A 14,500-nucleotide genomic window follows, 5' to 3' on the forward strand; every position below is an offset into this window, starting at 1 on the left:
CTAGGCCGCTTCCGCCCGCAGCCAGCGCGCGAGCGTAGCGTCGTCGTCGGTATCCAGGGCTTGCGCGACCCGGCGGCCGACTGCCGCACCGAATTTATAGCCGTGGCCCGAACATGCCGACACCACCAGCGTGTTGCCGACGCGTTTCGAAAAAAACCGGTCGTCCGCAGTAAACGTATAAGCACAGGTTTTTACTTCGGTGACCGTATATTCGTCGATGCGGCTGAAGGGCGGTGAAAACAACCGGCGCAGACTATCGCCTTCTCCGGGCGCCGCGACCCGATTGGCGTCAGGATCAGGCGCGCGTGATTTATGCACGCCGGCGCCGAACTTCAAACCGACGCCGTCGATCGGCGGCAACACGTAACCGCCGTTATCGCCGCCAATATCGACGATAGCGGGCGCATTCGACCATGCGTCCTCCAAGTCCGCGGGCGGCTCCATATACGCGACCGCATTGCGATAAGTCATCAGGTTTTCAGCGAGCGCGGGGAACAGTTGCAGCGTCCACGCGCCGGCGGTGACCACGAGCCGGTCGGCGCGGATGAGGGTGTCGTCCTCGATACGCACGGAGGCCGAGTGCGCATCGACTGCGAGCACCTTGGTGTGGGTGCGAATTTCCGCGCCGCGCATCTTGAGCCACGCTTTCATGTCGCGTGCAATGCGTTCGCTAAACAGCGCGCCACCATCGTGATCGAGGTAGGCGTAGCGAAACGTGGCGGGATCGAGAAACGGATAGCGCTCGGCCGCTTCGCGCGGGTCGAGCTGTTCATAATCGAATTTCAGGCGGTCGAGGCCGGCACGGAATTGCTCGGCGCCATCGCCCGCGTGTTGCGAAATGCCGAGTATGCCGCAGTTCGCATAGTGGGACACGCCCAGGTCATTCCACAGCAGGTCCCAACTATCGAACGCCTCGGCGATAGTGCGTGCGTAGCCGTCGGCGTCGCCATAAGCGCGACGGATCATGCGATGACGGTCGCCCGAGGCGGCGAGTGGATTCGGAATCGAGCCCTGCTCGATCAGCGTGATGTCGTGTCCCAGCTTGGCGAGCGACCACGCCGTGCTCAAGCCGGCAATGCCAGCGCCTACGATTGTCACCCGCATGCCGCCTTCCCCCCGAGTCGATGTATCCGGGTCAGAGTCTAGCAGCGGGAAAATAAATCGTACGCGTTCCAGCGAATCAAAAAATAAATCGCCACGCGAGCCAGCGAGGTCGATTCAGCGTATTACGGGCAAGCAGTGGTCTCCGCGCGCCGCCGTATCAGTGTTTGTGCTTCGACGTAAGGCGCAACTGGTCGCGCACTTTCTTCGCGGCGAACAGGGGAACGTAATCAAACACACGCGCTTCGAGCCGGTAGTCGGCCAGTGTGTCTGCGTACATCTTCGAGACCGTTTCCGTGGGCGTGTCGGTTTCCTCAGCGATGCTTTTCACGACTTCGTCGACTTTAGGCTCGGGTTGAGACATGGATATCTCCGGGGCAGGCGGGGGTGGACTGGCGGGGTTGCCATGAGCGGGCGCGCACGACAGGAGTTTCATTAGAGGATGCGTTTGGCGTTGATGCCAATTGAATCGGTCTATCGCATAAACCGTTCCACAGAGATTTTTGTCTTGCACTGCCGCAAGCGCTCGCGCTGCATGGCGCTGCGGAAAATCAATGTGTATGCCGATGATGAATATCTGGGAAATGCGCGTGTGCATGGGTGATCAGCGCATGGGAATGCGGGTGGGTGTGCGGCTCGTTGCCGTCCCAGGGGAAATCGTGCTCGTGCTGGTGATGCGCGTCATGCCGATGGCGATGCGTGTGATCCAGCGGAACGTGCGTGTGCGGATGCTCGTGACGTTCGCGAATGTGCAGCCAGACGCCGAGCGTCATCAGCGCTGCGGCCACCCAGAACAGCGGCGGCGGCATCTCCGGCCACAGCAGCCACGATAAGGTCACACCAAATAGCGGGGCAACCGAGAAATAGGCGCCGGTCCGCGCGGTGCCGAGATTGCGCAGCGCGACGACGAACAGCACGAGACTCACGCCGTAGCCCGCGAAACCCGTCAGCATGGCGAGCGCGACGGTCGCGGCCTTGGGCCACAATGCACCAAAAGTGAGCGCAAGCGTCACGTTAACCGAACCGGCGACGAGTCCTTTTACGCAGGCAATGAACATGGCGTCGTGAGTCGACACCTTGCGCGTGAGATTGTTGTCGACTGCCCAGCACGCGCAGGCGCCGATCAACAGCAACGTGCCGGCCGGCAGGCCGACCGCGGCCGGCTGCCACGATAACGCGACGCCGCCCGCAACGATCGCGGCCATGCCGAGGAACACCTGAATGTCCACGTTCTCGCGAAACACAATCCACGCGATCAGCGCAGTGAATACGCCTTCGAGATTCAGCAGCAGCGAACCGGTGGCGGCCGGCGTCGTCTTCAGACCCAGCATCAACAGCGCCGGTCCCGCGACACCGCCAGCCACGATCGCGCCAACGAGCCACGGCACGTCGCGCAACGGGAAGCGGTGGTGACTGACCGGTTGCCCGTCCGCGCGACCTTTCAGGCGGCGTGCCAGAATCACGGCGGCAAGGCCGGTGCCGCTGCCGAGGTAGAACAGTCCGGCCAGCAGAAACGGCGACAGCGAGCCGAGCAGCGCCTTGGCGAGCGGCGTGGTCGCACCGAACAAGGCGGCGGCGAGCAGGGCAGTGAAAGCTGCGTTGAAGCGGGTAGGCATGAGCGGGAAAGTCGGTGGATGCGGGCGTTGCCGACACGATACCGCTATCGGGGCGCGCACGCCTCAGCGGGATTTCGATCTCGGTGACGCGTGGGGCTTAAAGTACTAATGGATGTCGCTGCGTAGGCGGGCGGCGAAATTGAATCCAGATCAGCGTCAAGGTATGACCGTAAGCAAACCCATTCCTCTGAATCAGCTATTGCGTGACATACGCGCCTGTACCGTATGCGCGCCGGTGCTGCCGCATGCGCCGCGGCCGGTCGTCGTGGCGTCCGCCGACTCGCGCATTCTGATCATCGGCCAGGCGCCCGGCGCGCGCGTGCATGCTTCGGGCATTCCATGGAGCGACGCAAGCGGTGCACGTTTGCGCAACTGGCTCGAGGTCTCAGACGAGACTTTCTACGACGCCTCCAAATTTGCAATCGTGCCGTTGGGCTTCTGCTTTCCGGGCCGAGGCGCGAGTGGCGATCTGCCGCCGCGGCCCGAATGTGCCGCGCATTGGCATCAGGCCTTGCTTGCCCAGTTGCGCCAGGTCCGGCTCACCTTGCTGATTGGCCAATACGCGCAGCGTTTCGGTCTCGGCGACGCATTCGGTCCGACGCTAACCGATACGTTGCTGCGCTGGCGAGAATATGGCCCGAAGGTGATCCCGCTTCCGCATCCCTCGCCGCGCAATATCGCCTGGTTCAAGCGTAATCCGTGGTTCGAGGCGGAGGTGTTGCCGACTTTGCGGACTCGGGTTGCTGCGGCGCTCAAGGAATGACTCGCTACGCGCGGTCGAAATAATCCGAAACACGTCGCCAAGCGCCTGATGGAATAAAACGTCACACTAAAGCGTTTGCTTCATATCGGCGGCGCGGCCGGACCTGCTCCGGCATCCAGGCTCAGGTATTGGCCGAATTTTCAAATAGCTTTCGCAACAAAACCCATTGCAGACGGAACGACCTATGAACACTCACGCCGATTCCCTGACCGATTCGACCGGCATGCCGCTGCCGTCGCGCTATACCCGCACGGCGATCACGCTGCACTGGCTGATCGCGTTGCTGATGATCGGCAATGTCGTACTCGGCCTGACCGCCGAATCATGGCCCGACGACTGGGTGCGTCCGGTCGTCGATACCCACAAGTCGATCGGCATCACGGTGCTCGGTCTCGCGCTCATGCGCATCTTGTGGCGCGTGTCGCACAAGCCGCCGCCGTTGCCGCGCGAGTTTCCCTCGTGGGAGAAAATCGCCGCGCATGTCGCTCATTTCCTGCTGTATCTGCTGATGATCGCGTTGCCGCTGTCCGGCTGGTTGCACGATTCCGCGTGGAAAGACGCAGCCACGCATCCAATGCGCCTGTTCAACCTGGTCCCCTGGCCGCGCATCGGCTATGTGATGAATCTCGACCCGGCGCTCAAGGAGACCTTGCACGATCGCTTCGGCGCCTTGCATACATGGCTCGGCTACGCGCTGTATGCGTTGCTGGCGATGCATATCGGCGGCGCGTTGAAGCATCAATGGATCGATCGCAAGTCGGTTCTGAAACGCATGGTGCCGTAAGCACCGCGCCATGCTGTCTGCTATCTGCTTCCTTTCTAACAACCGCATCAACGACGGATTCGGCAGTCATTTTGAAGAAAACTCTCGAACAGGCGCTCGCCCTCGCATCTCCGCGCATTGTGCCGCGCCCCACTACGCTGCTGAGCACGATGATTCATTTCAGCGTCGTCGTACTGTGGCTGCTACTGTTCGCGCGCGCGTTCTTCCTGCAAGGCGTGGTGGCGTGGTCGACGGGTATTGCGTACGTGGTGTACGACACGTTGCTGCTCGCGTTCGTCACATGGAAAACACTGCCGTTGATGCGGCCCACGCGGCCGCTCGAGCCTGACTTCGATTCGCGCAGCTTGCCGGACATGGGTGTGATCGTCGCTTCGCACAACGAGGCGGCGGTGTTGCCGGTGACGCTCGCGGCGTTGCTGCGCCAGACGCATGGCCCGGCGCAAATCGTGATCGCCGACGACGGTTCCACCGATGCCACTCACGCGCTGCTCACCGGGCGCTTTGGTCTCACAGCCGCGGCCGACGGTGTGCTGAGCGCGCCGAGTGCGCCCTACCCGAATCTGTACTGGCTGCGCGTGCCGCACGGCGGCAAGGCCCGTGCGCTGAACGCCGCCATCACGGTCATGACCACCGACACCGTGATGACCGTCGACGCCGACACGCTGCTCGACGACGACGCCACCTACGCGATGCGCGCCGCCTTCGCGAGCGAGCCGAAGCTCGTCGCGGCGGCCGGCATTCTCGTGCCGGTGTGCGGCAAATCGCTATCGGACCGCGTGTTCCAGTGGTTCCAGACCTACGAGTACATGCGCAACTTCATCGCTCGCTTTGCGTGGATGCGCGCCGACAGCCTGCTGTTGATTTCAGGCGCCTTCGCATCGTTCAAACGCGAGGCGTTAGTCGACGTGGGCGGCTTCGATCCGCAGTGTCTGGTCGAAGACTACGAACTGATTCATCGGCTGCGCCGCTATTCGGTCGATCATGGTCTCGGCTGGGACGTACGTGTAGTTGGCGATGCCCACGCGCATACCGACGCGCCGGGCAACCTCGGCAGTTTCCTGCGGCAGCGTCGCCGCTGGTTTGCGGGCTTCCTGCAAACGCAATACTGGAACCGCGACATGACCGGCAACCCGCGTTACGGCACGATGGGTATGCTGATGCTGCCGGTCAAAGCCATCGACACCATGCAGCCGATCTACGGACTGACTGCCTTCGCGTTGCTACTCGGCTTTCTGTTCGGCGGACACGGCGCGATCGTCGTGTCGATCTTCAGCGTGATCGGCCTCAAAACGGCGATCGATCTCGCGTTCTATCTCTGGTGTATCCATCTGTACCGCTGCTGGACCGGCGAGCGCACCCGCTCCAGTTTATGGATGGCGATGCTCGCTGCGATCGCCGAGCCGTTCACGTTCCAGCTGGTGCGTCATGTCGGCGCGCTGCTCGGCTGGCTGCATTTCCTGCGTGGCGGCCGCTCGTGGGGCGTGCAGCGCCGCTCCGGGCTCGTGACGCACGACGAAAGCTAACAGCCCATCGCCTTCTTATTGGACGCGTGCATGCAGGGCGGCAGACAGGCGCGAATGCGCCCATCGGCTGCGCGGAGGAGCATGTGGTCCCGACAGCGGAACCATGCCCCTTCGGGTTCGAGTAGACTGTGCATCGATGTCGGCCTGCGAATTGCAGGGCGGCAACCTTCTATCCGCTGGTGCACGGAGGCTCCACCCATGCATGCTGTTCCCCCGCTCGAACAAGACACCGTCGATGCGCCGGTCGATGTGTCGGCTGCTGATGCAGCCGCACAAACCAACGCTCCCGCAGCAGGGAATGCACACGCGCCGGATCAGGCCGCCAACGAAGCTCCGGTGCGCGATCTGCGCCGTGTCGGTATTCACCCTGATTACTGGTATCCGCTCGCGTGGTCGCAGGAAGTGAAGCGGGGCAAGACGCATGGTGTGACGTTCGCGGGCGAGCCGATCGTGCTGGCGCGTACAGAGTCCGGCAAGGTGTTTGCGCTCGAAGATCGCTGCGCGCATCGTCAGGTGCCGTTGCATCAGGGCGTGGTGGATGGTGAATCGATTCGTTGCGGCTATCACGGCTGGACCTACGACTGCTCGGGCGCGTGCATCGACGTGCCGTATCTGGGCCGCGAGCGTCTGCCCAATGGCGTGCGTTCTTATCCGTGCCGCGAAATCGAAGGCCTGATTTTCGTCTTCCCCGGCAATGCCGCTTTGGCCGAGGAGCGGGCGCTACCCGCGTTTGGCGCCGTATCCGACAAGAAGTACAAGACACGCCGTTTCGGCCGTCCAGTGAGTTGCCACTATTCGTTCATGCACGAGAACCTGATGGACATGAACCATCAGTTCCTGCATCGCCGGCAGATGGGGCAAATGCGTGCGCGTTCGATCGGGCGGCGGCGCGGCGAAGGCTGGGTCGAAGTCGATTACACGTTTGCGCGCATGGCCGGCCAGCAGCCGATCGGCGAAGCGATTGTGTTCGGCCAGAGCCGCAAGACCGGCGGCGACAACGACAAGGACGTGATGACGATCCGCACCGAGTATCCGTATCAGACGCTGCAGATCCGCACGTCCGATCAGACGCTGGTGATGGATTTGTGGATTGTCTACGTGCCGCTCGATCGCGAGCAGCGCACGAACCGTACGTTCGGCCTCCTATCGATTCGCAAACCGGGTATTCCCGGCGTGCTGAATCTCGCGTGGCCGCTGCTCGTGTGGTTCACCGAACGCATTTTCAAGGAAGACCGCGCCATCGTCGAAGCCGAACAGCGCGCGCATGATTCGCAGGGTGCGGACTGGAATCACGAGGTGTTTCCGGTCATCAACGAACTACGCGCCTTGCTGCGCGAGAACGGCGCGCCGGATCTGCGGGTGGGCGCCGGCACGGGCGGCGAAGCAGTGATCCGCTTCTGGGACTCGCGTCACGGCAACCCATTGTCGAATACTTGATATTCGAGGTTTTTGGCGCTGCGTTTCCACCCGCTGGAGAATGAATCCATCTCCACCGGGTAGGGAATTCAGCCCGATCGAGCAGCGATAATGGCATCTAACACACTTGGGTTTGCGCCAATCGAGATGCGGCGGCCTTCGATCCGTGTACCATTTCGCTTTTTCCGATCTTTAAGAACCTCCCTGTGACTACGCAACACATCCCCACCACATCCCGTAAATCTCTGACTCTGCTGCAACTGCTGGGCCTCATCGGCGCCGCCGGACTGATCGCGGCCATCGTGCTGAACCAGTTCGCCTGACCCTGACTCCTGCCACGAAGCGCTCGCTTCAAGCATCCGACCCTATGCCGGCGCTCGCCGCCGGCTTCATCGATATTCCGATTGGCCATGTACAAGAAGGGCGTAGCCGTAGAAATCCAGTTTTCCCCCGAGCGGCTCAATGACGGCGCAGGCGATCCGTACTGGATCGATTTAACGCAGGCTGAAGCGCAACGGCTACTGGAAAGCCTGCAGGCACGTCTTGCCGAAAGCAGCGTGGGTACGGCCCCGCCGTTAGTGGTGAGCCTCGATCAGACGCCGGCGTCGCACCTGCTCGCTGCAGCGCATACCTCAGAAGAAAGCGCAGCCTCGGCCGACGACTTCAAACAATGGGTCTGTGTGATCTGCGGCTGGATTTACGATAAAGCCGCCGGCGTGCCGGAAGAAGGGATCGCGCCGGGCACCCGCTGGGTAGATGTCCCGGCCGACTGGCGTTGCCCACTGTGCGACGTGGGCAAGGAAGATTTTGCGTTGGTCGAGTTTTAAATCTGATTTCTAAACCGGCTTTTAATCAGGTTAGACGCCGGGCAACACGGCGAACTTAACCCTTAGCCCGCTCCCTCTGGAAAATCCGCGCCGATCGTCGTGGCTTGCCACGTATCGAAGTCGCCGCGCATGAAGTCCAGTTTCTTGCGCGCCAGTTCGAGCGCAGTCTTGCCGAGTAGCAAACGCAGCGGCGGCTTCTCCGACAGCGCGGCGTCGATGATCGCCTGAGCGGCGCGCACCGGATCACCCGCCTGTTTGCCGCTTCGCGCCTCGGTCTGTTTGCGGCACTCGCCGGCCGTGGCGGCGTAGTCGTCGATCACCGTGGTCGATTGCTTGATCGACGGGCCCGCCCAGTTCGTGCGGAACGGGCCGGGTTCGACGATCAGTAGGTCGATGCCGAGCGGCTTCACCTCCGTTGCGAGCGATTCGGATAAACCTTCCACCGCGTATTTGGTGGCGTGGTAGTAGCCGGTCGCGGCGAAACTGGTAATGCCGCCAATCGACGACACATTCACGATCAGGCCACCGCGCTGCTCACGCATGATCGGCAGCACCGCCTTCGTGATATCGACCAGACCGAACACGTTGGTCTCGAACATCGCGCGGATTTCGTCGTCCTCCCCTTCTTCGATCGCGGCCAGATAGCCGTAACCCGCGTTATTGACGAGCGCGTCGATGTGGCCGAAATGCCGTTTGGCCTGCGCGACTACGTCGTCGATCTGCTTGCGGTTCGTCACGTCGAGCGGCAGAACCAGCGCGCGATCGCCGTGTCCTTCGGCGATATCTTTCACTTTCGACGAGTCGCGTGCGGTGACGACCGCGCGCCAGCCGCGCTCCAGCACCAACTTCGCCAACTCGCGGCCGAAGCCAGTGGAACAGCCTGTAATCAGCCAGACGGGATGGTCTCGATTCATCATTTGGGAAGCTCCTGTTGATGGGCCAACGTGGCGCGGACCAATCGTCGAATGGCGCCCTTACTGCTGCTTGCGTTTTGAGTGGGTTTTTAATTGTAGTCGGAGCGCGGCGGCTTCGCTTTGCAGCGCTTCGACGAACGCGCCGGCCAGCGGATGGCTCGGACGATGCTCCGGATGAATCACGCTCACGCGAAACGGCAGCGACACGGCTAGCGGCCGGATATGCAGATTGCGGCCCACGAAATCGAACGCGGTAAGCGGATTGACGATAGCCATGCCGAGGCCTTGCCGCACGAAACTGCAAACGGAGACGGCGGTGGGCGTCTCGATCATCTGGCGGCGCGCGATGCCCGCTTGCGTGAAGGCTTCGTCGATCTGGATCCGGTAGGGATCGTTCGACGACAGGCTGATAAATGGCTGATTCAGGAAATCCTTCAACTCGATCACGCGCCTGGCGAGCAAGGGATGCGCATCGGGCATCACACAGACTTCGTCCACTTCGAGCAACGGCGTCAGGCGGGTGCCGGCGGGCGGCGCGCCGTGTTCGGTCAAGCCGAGGTCGTAGCGCTGCGCGGTCAGCCATTCTTCGAGAAACGGAGATTCCTGCGTCGCGATGGAGAGGCTGACACCGGGCTGTGCGTCGTGGAAACGTTTCGACGCGCCAGGCAGGATCGAATGCGAAAACGCGGGTAACGCGATGATAGAAAGCTGGCCGCCCTGAAACTCGCGCAGGCTTGCCGCCGTGGACACCACTCGTTCGAGTCCGACATACGCGCGCTTGATTTCGTCGAACAGCGTCAACGCGGACAGGGTGGGGCGCAATCGACCCTGCACGCGTTCGAACAAGGCAAAGCCGATGCTCTGCTCCATGCGCGCGAGTTCGCGGCTCACGGTGGGCTGCGAGGTGAAGAGCATGTCGGCCGCTTTGGTGACGCTGCCTGCCGTCATCAACGCGCGGAAAACTTCGATATGTCGATGAGTGAGCGCCATGATGCCTATATCAAGAATGAATGAGTCTGCGAAGAATAGGTATTTTACTGAATGGCCGGTTTTCAGCATCATCTTGCTCATACCCATACTTCGATATAGAAAACCGCAAATCGTGACCACGTTCAATCCACAACAACTTGGCGAACTCGCGCATCAGCACGGCACACCCCTTTGGGTCTATGACGCCGACGTCATTCGCCAGCGTATTGCCGAATTGCGCCGCTTCGACGTGATTCGCTATGCGCAGAAAGCATGTTCGAACGTGCACATCCTGAAGCTGATGCGAGACGAAGGGACGATGGTCGATGCGGTGTCTTTGGGCGAAATCGCGCGCAGTCTCGCGGTGGGTTTTACACCGGATGGCGATCCCGAGGGCGTGGTTTTTACGGCGGATCTCATCGATCACGCGACGCTGGCCACCGTGATCGAACATCGCATCACGGTCAACGCCGGGTCGCTCGATATGCTTGAACGTGTCGGACAGCATGCGCCTGAGGGTCACCGTGTGTGGCTGCGGATCAATCCCGGTTTCGGTCACGGACACAGCAACAAGACCAACACGGGCGGCGAGCATAGCAAGCACGGCATCTGGCTCGACGACCTGCCGCTGGCGATCGCCATGGTGCGGCGTTACGGCCTGAAGCTGGTCGGGCTGCACATGCATATCGGCTCCGGCGTCGACTACACGCATCTTTCGCGCGTGTGCGATGCGATGGTCGAAGCGGTGCAAAGCCTGGGGCACGATATCGAAGCGATTTCGGCGGGCGGCGGTTTGTCGGTGCCGTACAGCGAAGGTGAGCCGCGGATTGACGCCGAGCATTATTTTCGTCTTTGGGACACGGCGCGGCGGCAGATCGAAGCGCATCTCGGGCATCGCGTGAGGCTGGAGATCGAGCCGGGGCGTTTTCTGGTTGCCGAAGCAGGCGTGCTGGTTGCCGAGGTGCATGCGCTGAACCGGCGGCCGAACCGGCAGTTCGCCTTAGTCGATGCGGGCTTTAATGATCTGGTGAGGCCGTCGTTTTACGGCAGTCATCATGAGATGACGGTGATGAAATGCAATGGCATGCGGAGTGAAGCGCCGGTCGGCCCGTTCGCAGTGGCCGGGCCCTTGTGCGAAGCGGGCGATGTGTTCACGCAGGCGGCGGGTGGCGTCGTCACGAGCCGTTCCATGCAGACGCCGGAAGTGGGGGACTTCATCGTGCTTCATGACGCGGGGGCGTATGGCGCGTCGATGTCATCGAACTACAACAGCCGGCCGCTGGCGCCTGAAGTGTTGCTGGAGAACGGCAAGCCGCGTTTGATTCGGCGCAGGCAAACCATCGAGGAGTTGATCGCGCTCGAAACGCTGGACTGAGCACGCTGATTTCATCGCGCCCGTACGGTGCGCGTGTACGACGCGATCATCGTCGCGAGTTCCTGCGCGGCGGGTGTGACCGGAATCGCCGCGCGCTGCAGCAGGCACACGTTCTGTTCGATCGCGCGCTCGCGCACGTTGATCGACGTGAGCGTGCTCGCAAACGGCCCGCGCTTCGCGACGATCGACGACTCGAGCGACAGGCAGTCCGTCGCGCCGACCAGATGCAGCGTCTCGTACAAACCTTCCACCGTCGCGATGATTTTCGGCGGCGGCAAGCCGTGGCTCTCCAACAGATGGCTCAAACGGTTGATTTGCGGATCGTCGGTGAGATTCGGCGAACGCGTGGCCACCCACGTGCAATCGGCGAGCTCGGCAAGCGTGGTGGCGCCGGCTTTCGGATGACCGCGACGGCAGACGATCACCGGATCGGACGGATAGAGCGGCGTGACGGACAGATCGGCTGTGTCGGTATGTTTCGACACAAGCGCGACAGCGAAATCGAGCGTGCCTTCGCGAATCCACGAGATCATCATCCGCGAAGTGCCGGTGCGCAAATGCACCGCGACCCGTTCGAAGCGCGCGCGGAATTCCATCAGCACCGGCGCGAAGGCATCGATGAGCGGCTCAGTGGTCATGCCGAACGTGACCTCGCCCGCGTAATCGCCGCGCAATTGCTGCACCTCCTGTTCGGCCCGCTCGCATTCGCCGAGAATCGCGCCGGCGCGCTGTAACAGGCGCTGACCGAGCGCCGTCAGTGCAATCCCGCGATTCGTGCGGGTGAATAAAGTCGCCCCCAACATCGATTCGAGGTTCTGCAACTGCTGCGTGATGCCGCTCTGGGCGATGCCGAGCGCCCGCGACGCCGCGCGGATGCTGCCATGCTCGGCAACGGCGGTGAACGCGCGCAACTGGGAGATCGTCAACGCCATGAAGAAACTCTGTGATCGGTAAAAATGATCATGATATTACTTTTGGGGCTTCTTTGAGGCGCGGCGGCGGCATAGGATGGCCCTGTACTCCGTAGTAATCCGCCCAACCCACACCTGCCTCCCATGAAAATCCCGCTGATGATCTTGAGCGCCGCGCTGGCTTTTAGCAGTGGTGCGATTGCCGCCGAGCCGACGACGCTGCGCCTCGGTATCGATCCGAGCTACCCGCCGATGGACGCAAAGGCGCCCGACGGCAGCTTCAAAGGTTTCGACGTCGATCTCGGCAACGAAATCTGCCGGCGCATCCATGCGCGTTGCCAGTGGGTCGAACTCGAGTTCTCGGGAATGATTCCCGCGTTGCAGGCGCGCAAGATCGACGCGATTCTTTCGTCGATGGCGATCACCGAGAAACGCGAGCAGCAGATTCTGTTTTCGTCGAAGCTGTTCCAGTTCAAATCGCGGCTGATCGCACGGCAAGGTTCGGCGCTCGCGGGCGGTACGAATGCGTTGGCCGGCAAGCAGATCGGCGTGCAGTCGGGCACGCAGTTCGAGGGGTACGCGTTGAAGAATTGGGCGCCGCTCGGCGTACATGTGGTCGCGTACAAGAGTCAGGATGAAGTGTTCGCCGACTTGCAGAATGGTCGTCTTGATGGCGCGTTGCTTGGGTCCGTCGAAGCCGACTACGGGTTTTTGCGCACGGCTGCGGGGAAGGGTTTTGCGTTTGTCGGCGAGCCGCTTTCGATGGGTGATCGCGGTGTGGGCATTGGTTTGCGTAAGGACGAGACTGCGGTGCAGGGGTCCATTAACGAAGCGATTGCTTCGATGCTCAAGGACGGTACGTACGCGCAGATCGCGAAGAAGTACTTCGACTTCGATCCGTACGGTAATTGACTCTTCTAATTTCTCTTTTTAAACCTTGCGCTCATGAATAAGCAATCGATTCCGCTTCTATCGCCGGCTATCGGTACGCACCGTGAACTGGTGTCGTTTCATTTTGGTCCTGCGGATAGCGGACAGAAGATTTACATCCAATCGTCGTTGCATGCTGATGAAACGCCAGCGATGTTGACGACGGTTTTGCTTAAGCGTCGATTGACTGAGCTGGAGAAGCAGGGCGCGTTGAACGCCGAGATTGTGCTGGTGCCGGTGGCGAATCCCGTAGGGCTTGGGCAGTATGTGCTCGGGCAGTTTCTCGGGCGTTTCGATCTGGGCAGTGGCAAGAACTTCAATCGACATTTTCCGCAGTTTTCGAAGTTGGTGGCGCGGGCTAAGGAGGTTTTGGGTTCGGATGCTGTGGAGAATCGGCGGATTGTTCGTGAGTTGATCGCGGCTGAGTTGGCTGAACAGAAACCGTTGACTGAATTTGAGTCGCTGCAATTGGCGTTGCTGAAGCTCTCTTTCGATGCGGATGTGGTGATCGATTTGCATTGCTCTTTGGAAGCGGCAATGCATCTGTATACCAGTGAGGCTGCGTGGCCTGAGTTTGAGGCTTTGTCGCGGTATTTGGGGGCGCAGGCTTCGTTGCTGGCTACTAACTCGGGTGGTGAGTCTTTCGATGAGACGCATAGCTTGTTGTGGTGGACGTTGCAACAGGAAATGCCCGCTGATAAGCCTGTGCCGAATGGGACGATTGCTGTGACGGTGGAGTGCCGTGGGCAGCGGGATGTTTCTTATGAAGTCGCGCAGGAGGACGCTGACGCGTTGATCGATTATCTGGTCTGGCGGAACGCTATCAAGCTTGATGTTGTTAAACCGTTGCCCGAGTTGTTGTCGCCTGCGACGCCGCTTGCTGGAAGTGAGCAGTTTTATGCGCCCGTTAGTGGGATTCTTGTTCATCGGGCGAAGATTGGGGACATGATTCGCGTCGGGCAGGCGCTGTTCGATATTGTCGATCCGTTGACTGATGAGACGACTACGCTTGTTAGTAATACAGACGGTGTGTTCTATATGCGGCGAGCGATTCGATTTGTTACGGCTGGGGCGCCGTTGGGGCGGGTGACTGGGGTGACGGCTTTTAGGACTGGGGTTTTGTTGGGGGCGTGACGGTTTTTTTGCCTTCGCGGCGCTTTTTGTCTGTTCGCTTGGGGTGTTGGCCTTTCCTTGTTTTCTTAGTGGTCTATTAGTGTCGCCCCTGTGCGGGGCAGCACCTACTTTTCTTTGCCTGCCGCAAAGAAAAGTAGGCAAAAGAAAGCGGCTCACACCGCGAGCTTATAAGCGGGTCCCCCGCACAGTCACGGTAGTGGTGCATCTGGAATCTGGGTTCTCGCACATTCGGCGTGA

The 14,500-nt window shown here is 61.0% G+C and carries 14 protein-coding genes; 8 read left to right on the forward strand and 6 right to left on the reverse strand.

All coding sequences use genetic code 11. The features are described from left to right. The 3 genes from B0G76_RS17705 to B0G76_RS17715 form a co-directional block, all read right to left on the reverse strand. A complete protein-coding gene (locus B0G76_RS17705) occupies positions 1 to 1,104 on the reverse strand; it encodes an FAD-binding oxidoreductase (RefSeq protein ID WP_120293751.1) in 1,104 nt (367 codons plus the stop codon). Positions 1,105 to 1,261: 157 nt separating this feature from the next. Then, the gene (locus tag B0G76_RS17710) at positions 1,262 to 1,465 is read right to left on the reverse strand and encodes a DUF3562 domain-containing protein (RefSeq protein WP_120293752.1); all 204 of its coding nucleotides are present in this window, start codon (positions 1,463 to 1,465) and stop codon (positions 1,262 to 1,264) included. A 187-nt stretch (positions 1,466 to 1,652) separates the two neighbouring features. Further along, a complete protein-coding gene (locus B0G76_RS17715; RefSeq protein ID WP_120293753.1) occupies positions 1,653 to 2,717 on the reverse strand; it encodes a DMT family transporter in 1,065 nt (354 codons plus the stop codon). 163 nt (positions 2,718 to 2,880) lie between these two features. Between B0G76_RS17715 and B0G76_RS17720 the strand changes: the two genes are divergently transcribed. The 5 genes from B0G76_RS17720 (at position 2,881) to B0G76_RS44570 (ending at position 8,030) form a co-directional block, all read left to right on the forward strand. Next, complete coding sequence (locus B0G76_RS17720) at positions 2,881 to 3,480, forward strand: uracil-DNA glycosylase family protein (protein WP_120293754.1); 600 nt, start codon at positions 2,881 to 2,883, stop codon at positions 3,478 to 3,480. A 184-nt stretch (positions 3,481 to 3,664) separates the two neighbouring features. After that, complete coding sequence (locus B0G76_RS17725; protein WP_120293755.1) at positions 3,665 to 4,264, forward strand: cytochrome b; 600 nt, start codon at positions 3,665 to 3,667, stop codon at positions 4,262 to 4,264. Positions 4,265 to 4,335: 71 nt separating this feature from the next. After that, complete coding sequence (locus B0G76_RS17730; protein WP_120293756.1) at positions 4,336 to 5,787, forward strand: glycosyltransferase family 2 protein; 1,452 nt, start codon at positions 4,336 to 4,338, stop codon at positions 5,785 to 5,787. A 198-nt stretch (positions 5,788 to 5,985) separates the two neighbouring features. Next, positions 5,986 to 7,224: an aromatic ring-hydroxylating dioxygenase subunit alpha gene (locus B0G76_RS17735; protein ID WP_120293757.1), complete on the forward strand. Its 1,239-nt coding sequence runs from the start codon at positions 5,986 to 5,988 to the stop codon at positions 7,222 to 7,224. Positions 7,225 to 7,613: 389 nt separating this feature from the next. Continuing rightward, positions 7,614 to 8,030, forward strand: a complete 417-nt coding sequence (locus B0G76_RS44570; protein ID WP_120293758.1) for a rubredoxin — start codon at positions 7,614 to 7,616, stop codon at positions 8,028 to 8,030. Positions 8,031 to 8,092: 62 nt separating this feature from the next. On the opposite strand, the gene B0G76_RS17750 is transcribed toward B0G76_RS44570, so the two are convergent. Then, positions 8,093 to 8,947: an oxidoreductase gene (locus B0G76_RS17750; RefSeq protein WP_120293759.1), complete on the reverse strand. Its 855-nt coding sequence runs from the start codon at positions 8,945 to 8,947 to the stop codon at positions 8,093 to 8,095. 57 nt (positions 8,948 to 9,004) lie between these two features. Further along, positions 9,005 to 9,934: a LysR family transcriptional regulator gene (locus B0G76_RS17755; protein WP_120293760.1), complete on the reverse strand. Its 930-nt coding sequence runs from the start codon at positions 9,932 to 9,934 to the stop codon at positions 9,005 to 9,007. A gap of 16 nt (positions 9,935 to 9,950) precedes the next feature. Here B0G76_RS17755 and lysA point away from each other — a divergent pair, with 16 nt between their 5' ends. Further along, complete coding sequence (gene lysA, locus B0G76_RS17760; protein WP_120293761.1) at positions 9,951 to 11,288, forward strand: diaminopimelate decarboxylase; 1,338 nt, start codon at positions 9,951 to 9,953, stop codon at positions 11,286 to 11,288. Between the two features lie 11 nt (positions 11,289 to 11,299). Here the strand turns inward: lysA and B0G76_RS17765 are convergent, their stop codons facing one another. Then, complete coding sequence (locus B0G76_RS17765; RefSeq protein ID WP_120293762.1) at positions 11,300 to 12,220, reverse strand: LysR substrate-binding domain-containing protein; 921 nt, start codon at positions 12,218 to 12,220, stop codon at positions 11,300 to 11,302. 123 nt (positions 12,221 to 12,343) lie between these two features. Here B0G76_RS17765 and B0G76_RS17770 point away from each other — a divergent pair, with 123 nt between their 5' ends. Continuing rightward, positions 12,344 to 13,111 (forward strand): transporter substrate-binding domain-containing protein, encoded by a 768-nt coding sequence (locus B0G76_RS17770; protein ID WP_120293763.1) that lies wholly within the window; start codon positions 12,344 to 12,346, stop codon positions 13,109 to 13,111. A 33-nt stretch (positions 13,112 to 13,144) separates the two neighbouring features. Continuing rightward, the gene (locus tag B0G76_RS17775; RefSeq protein ID WP_120293764.1) at positions 13,145 to 14,263 is read left to right on the forward strand and encodes a succinylglutamate desuccinylase/aspartoacylase family protein; all 1,119 of its coding nucleotides are present in this window, start codon (positions 13,145 to 13,147) and stop codon (positions 14,261 to 14,263) included. Positions 14,264 to 14,500: the final 237 nt, after the last annotated feature.

It is taken from the genome of Paraburkholderia sp. BL23I1N1, assembly GCF_003610295.1.
Taxonomy (GTDB): domain Bacteria; phylum Pseudomonadota; class Gammaproteobacteria; order Burkholderiales; family Burkholderiaceae; genus Paraburkholderia.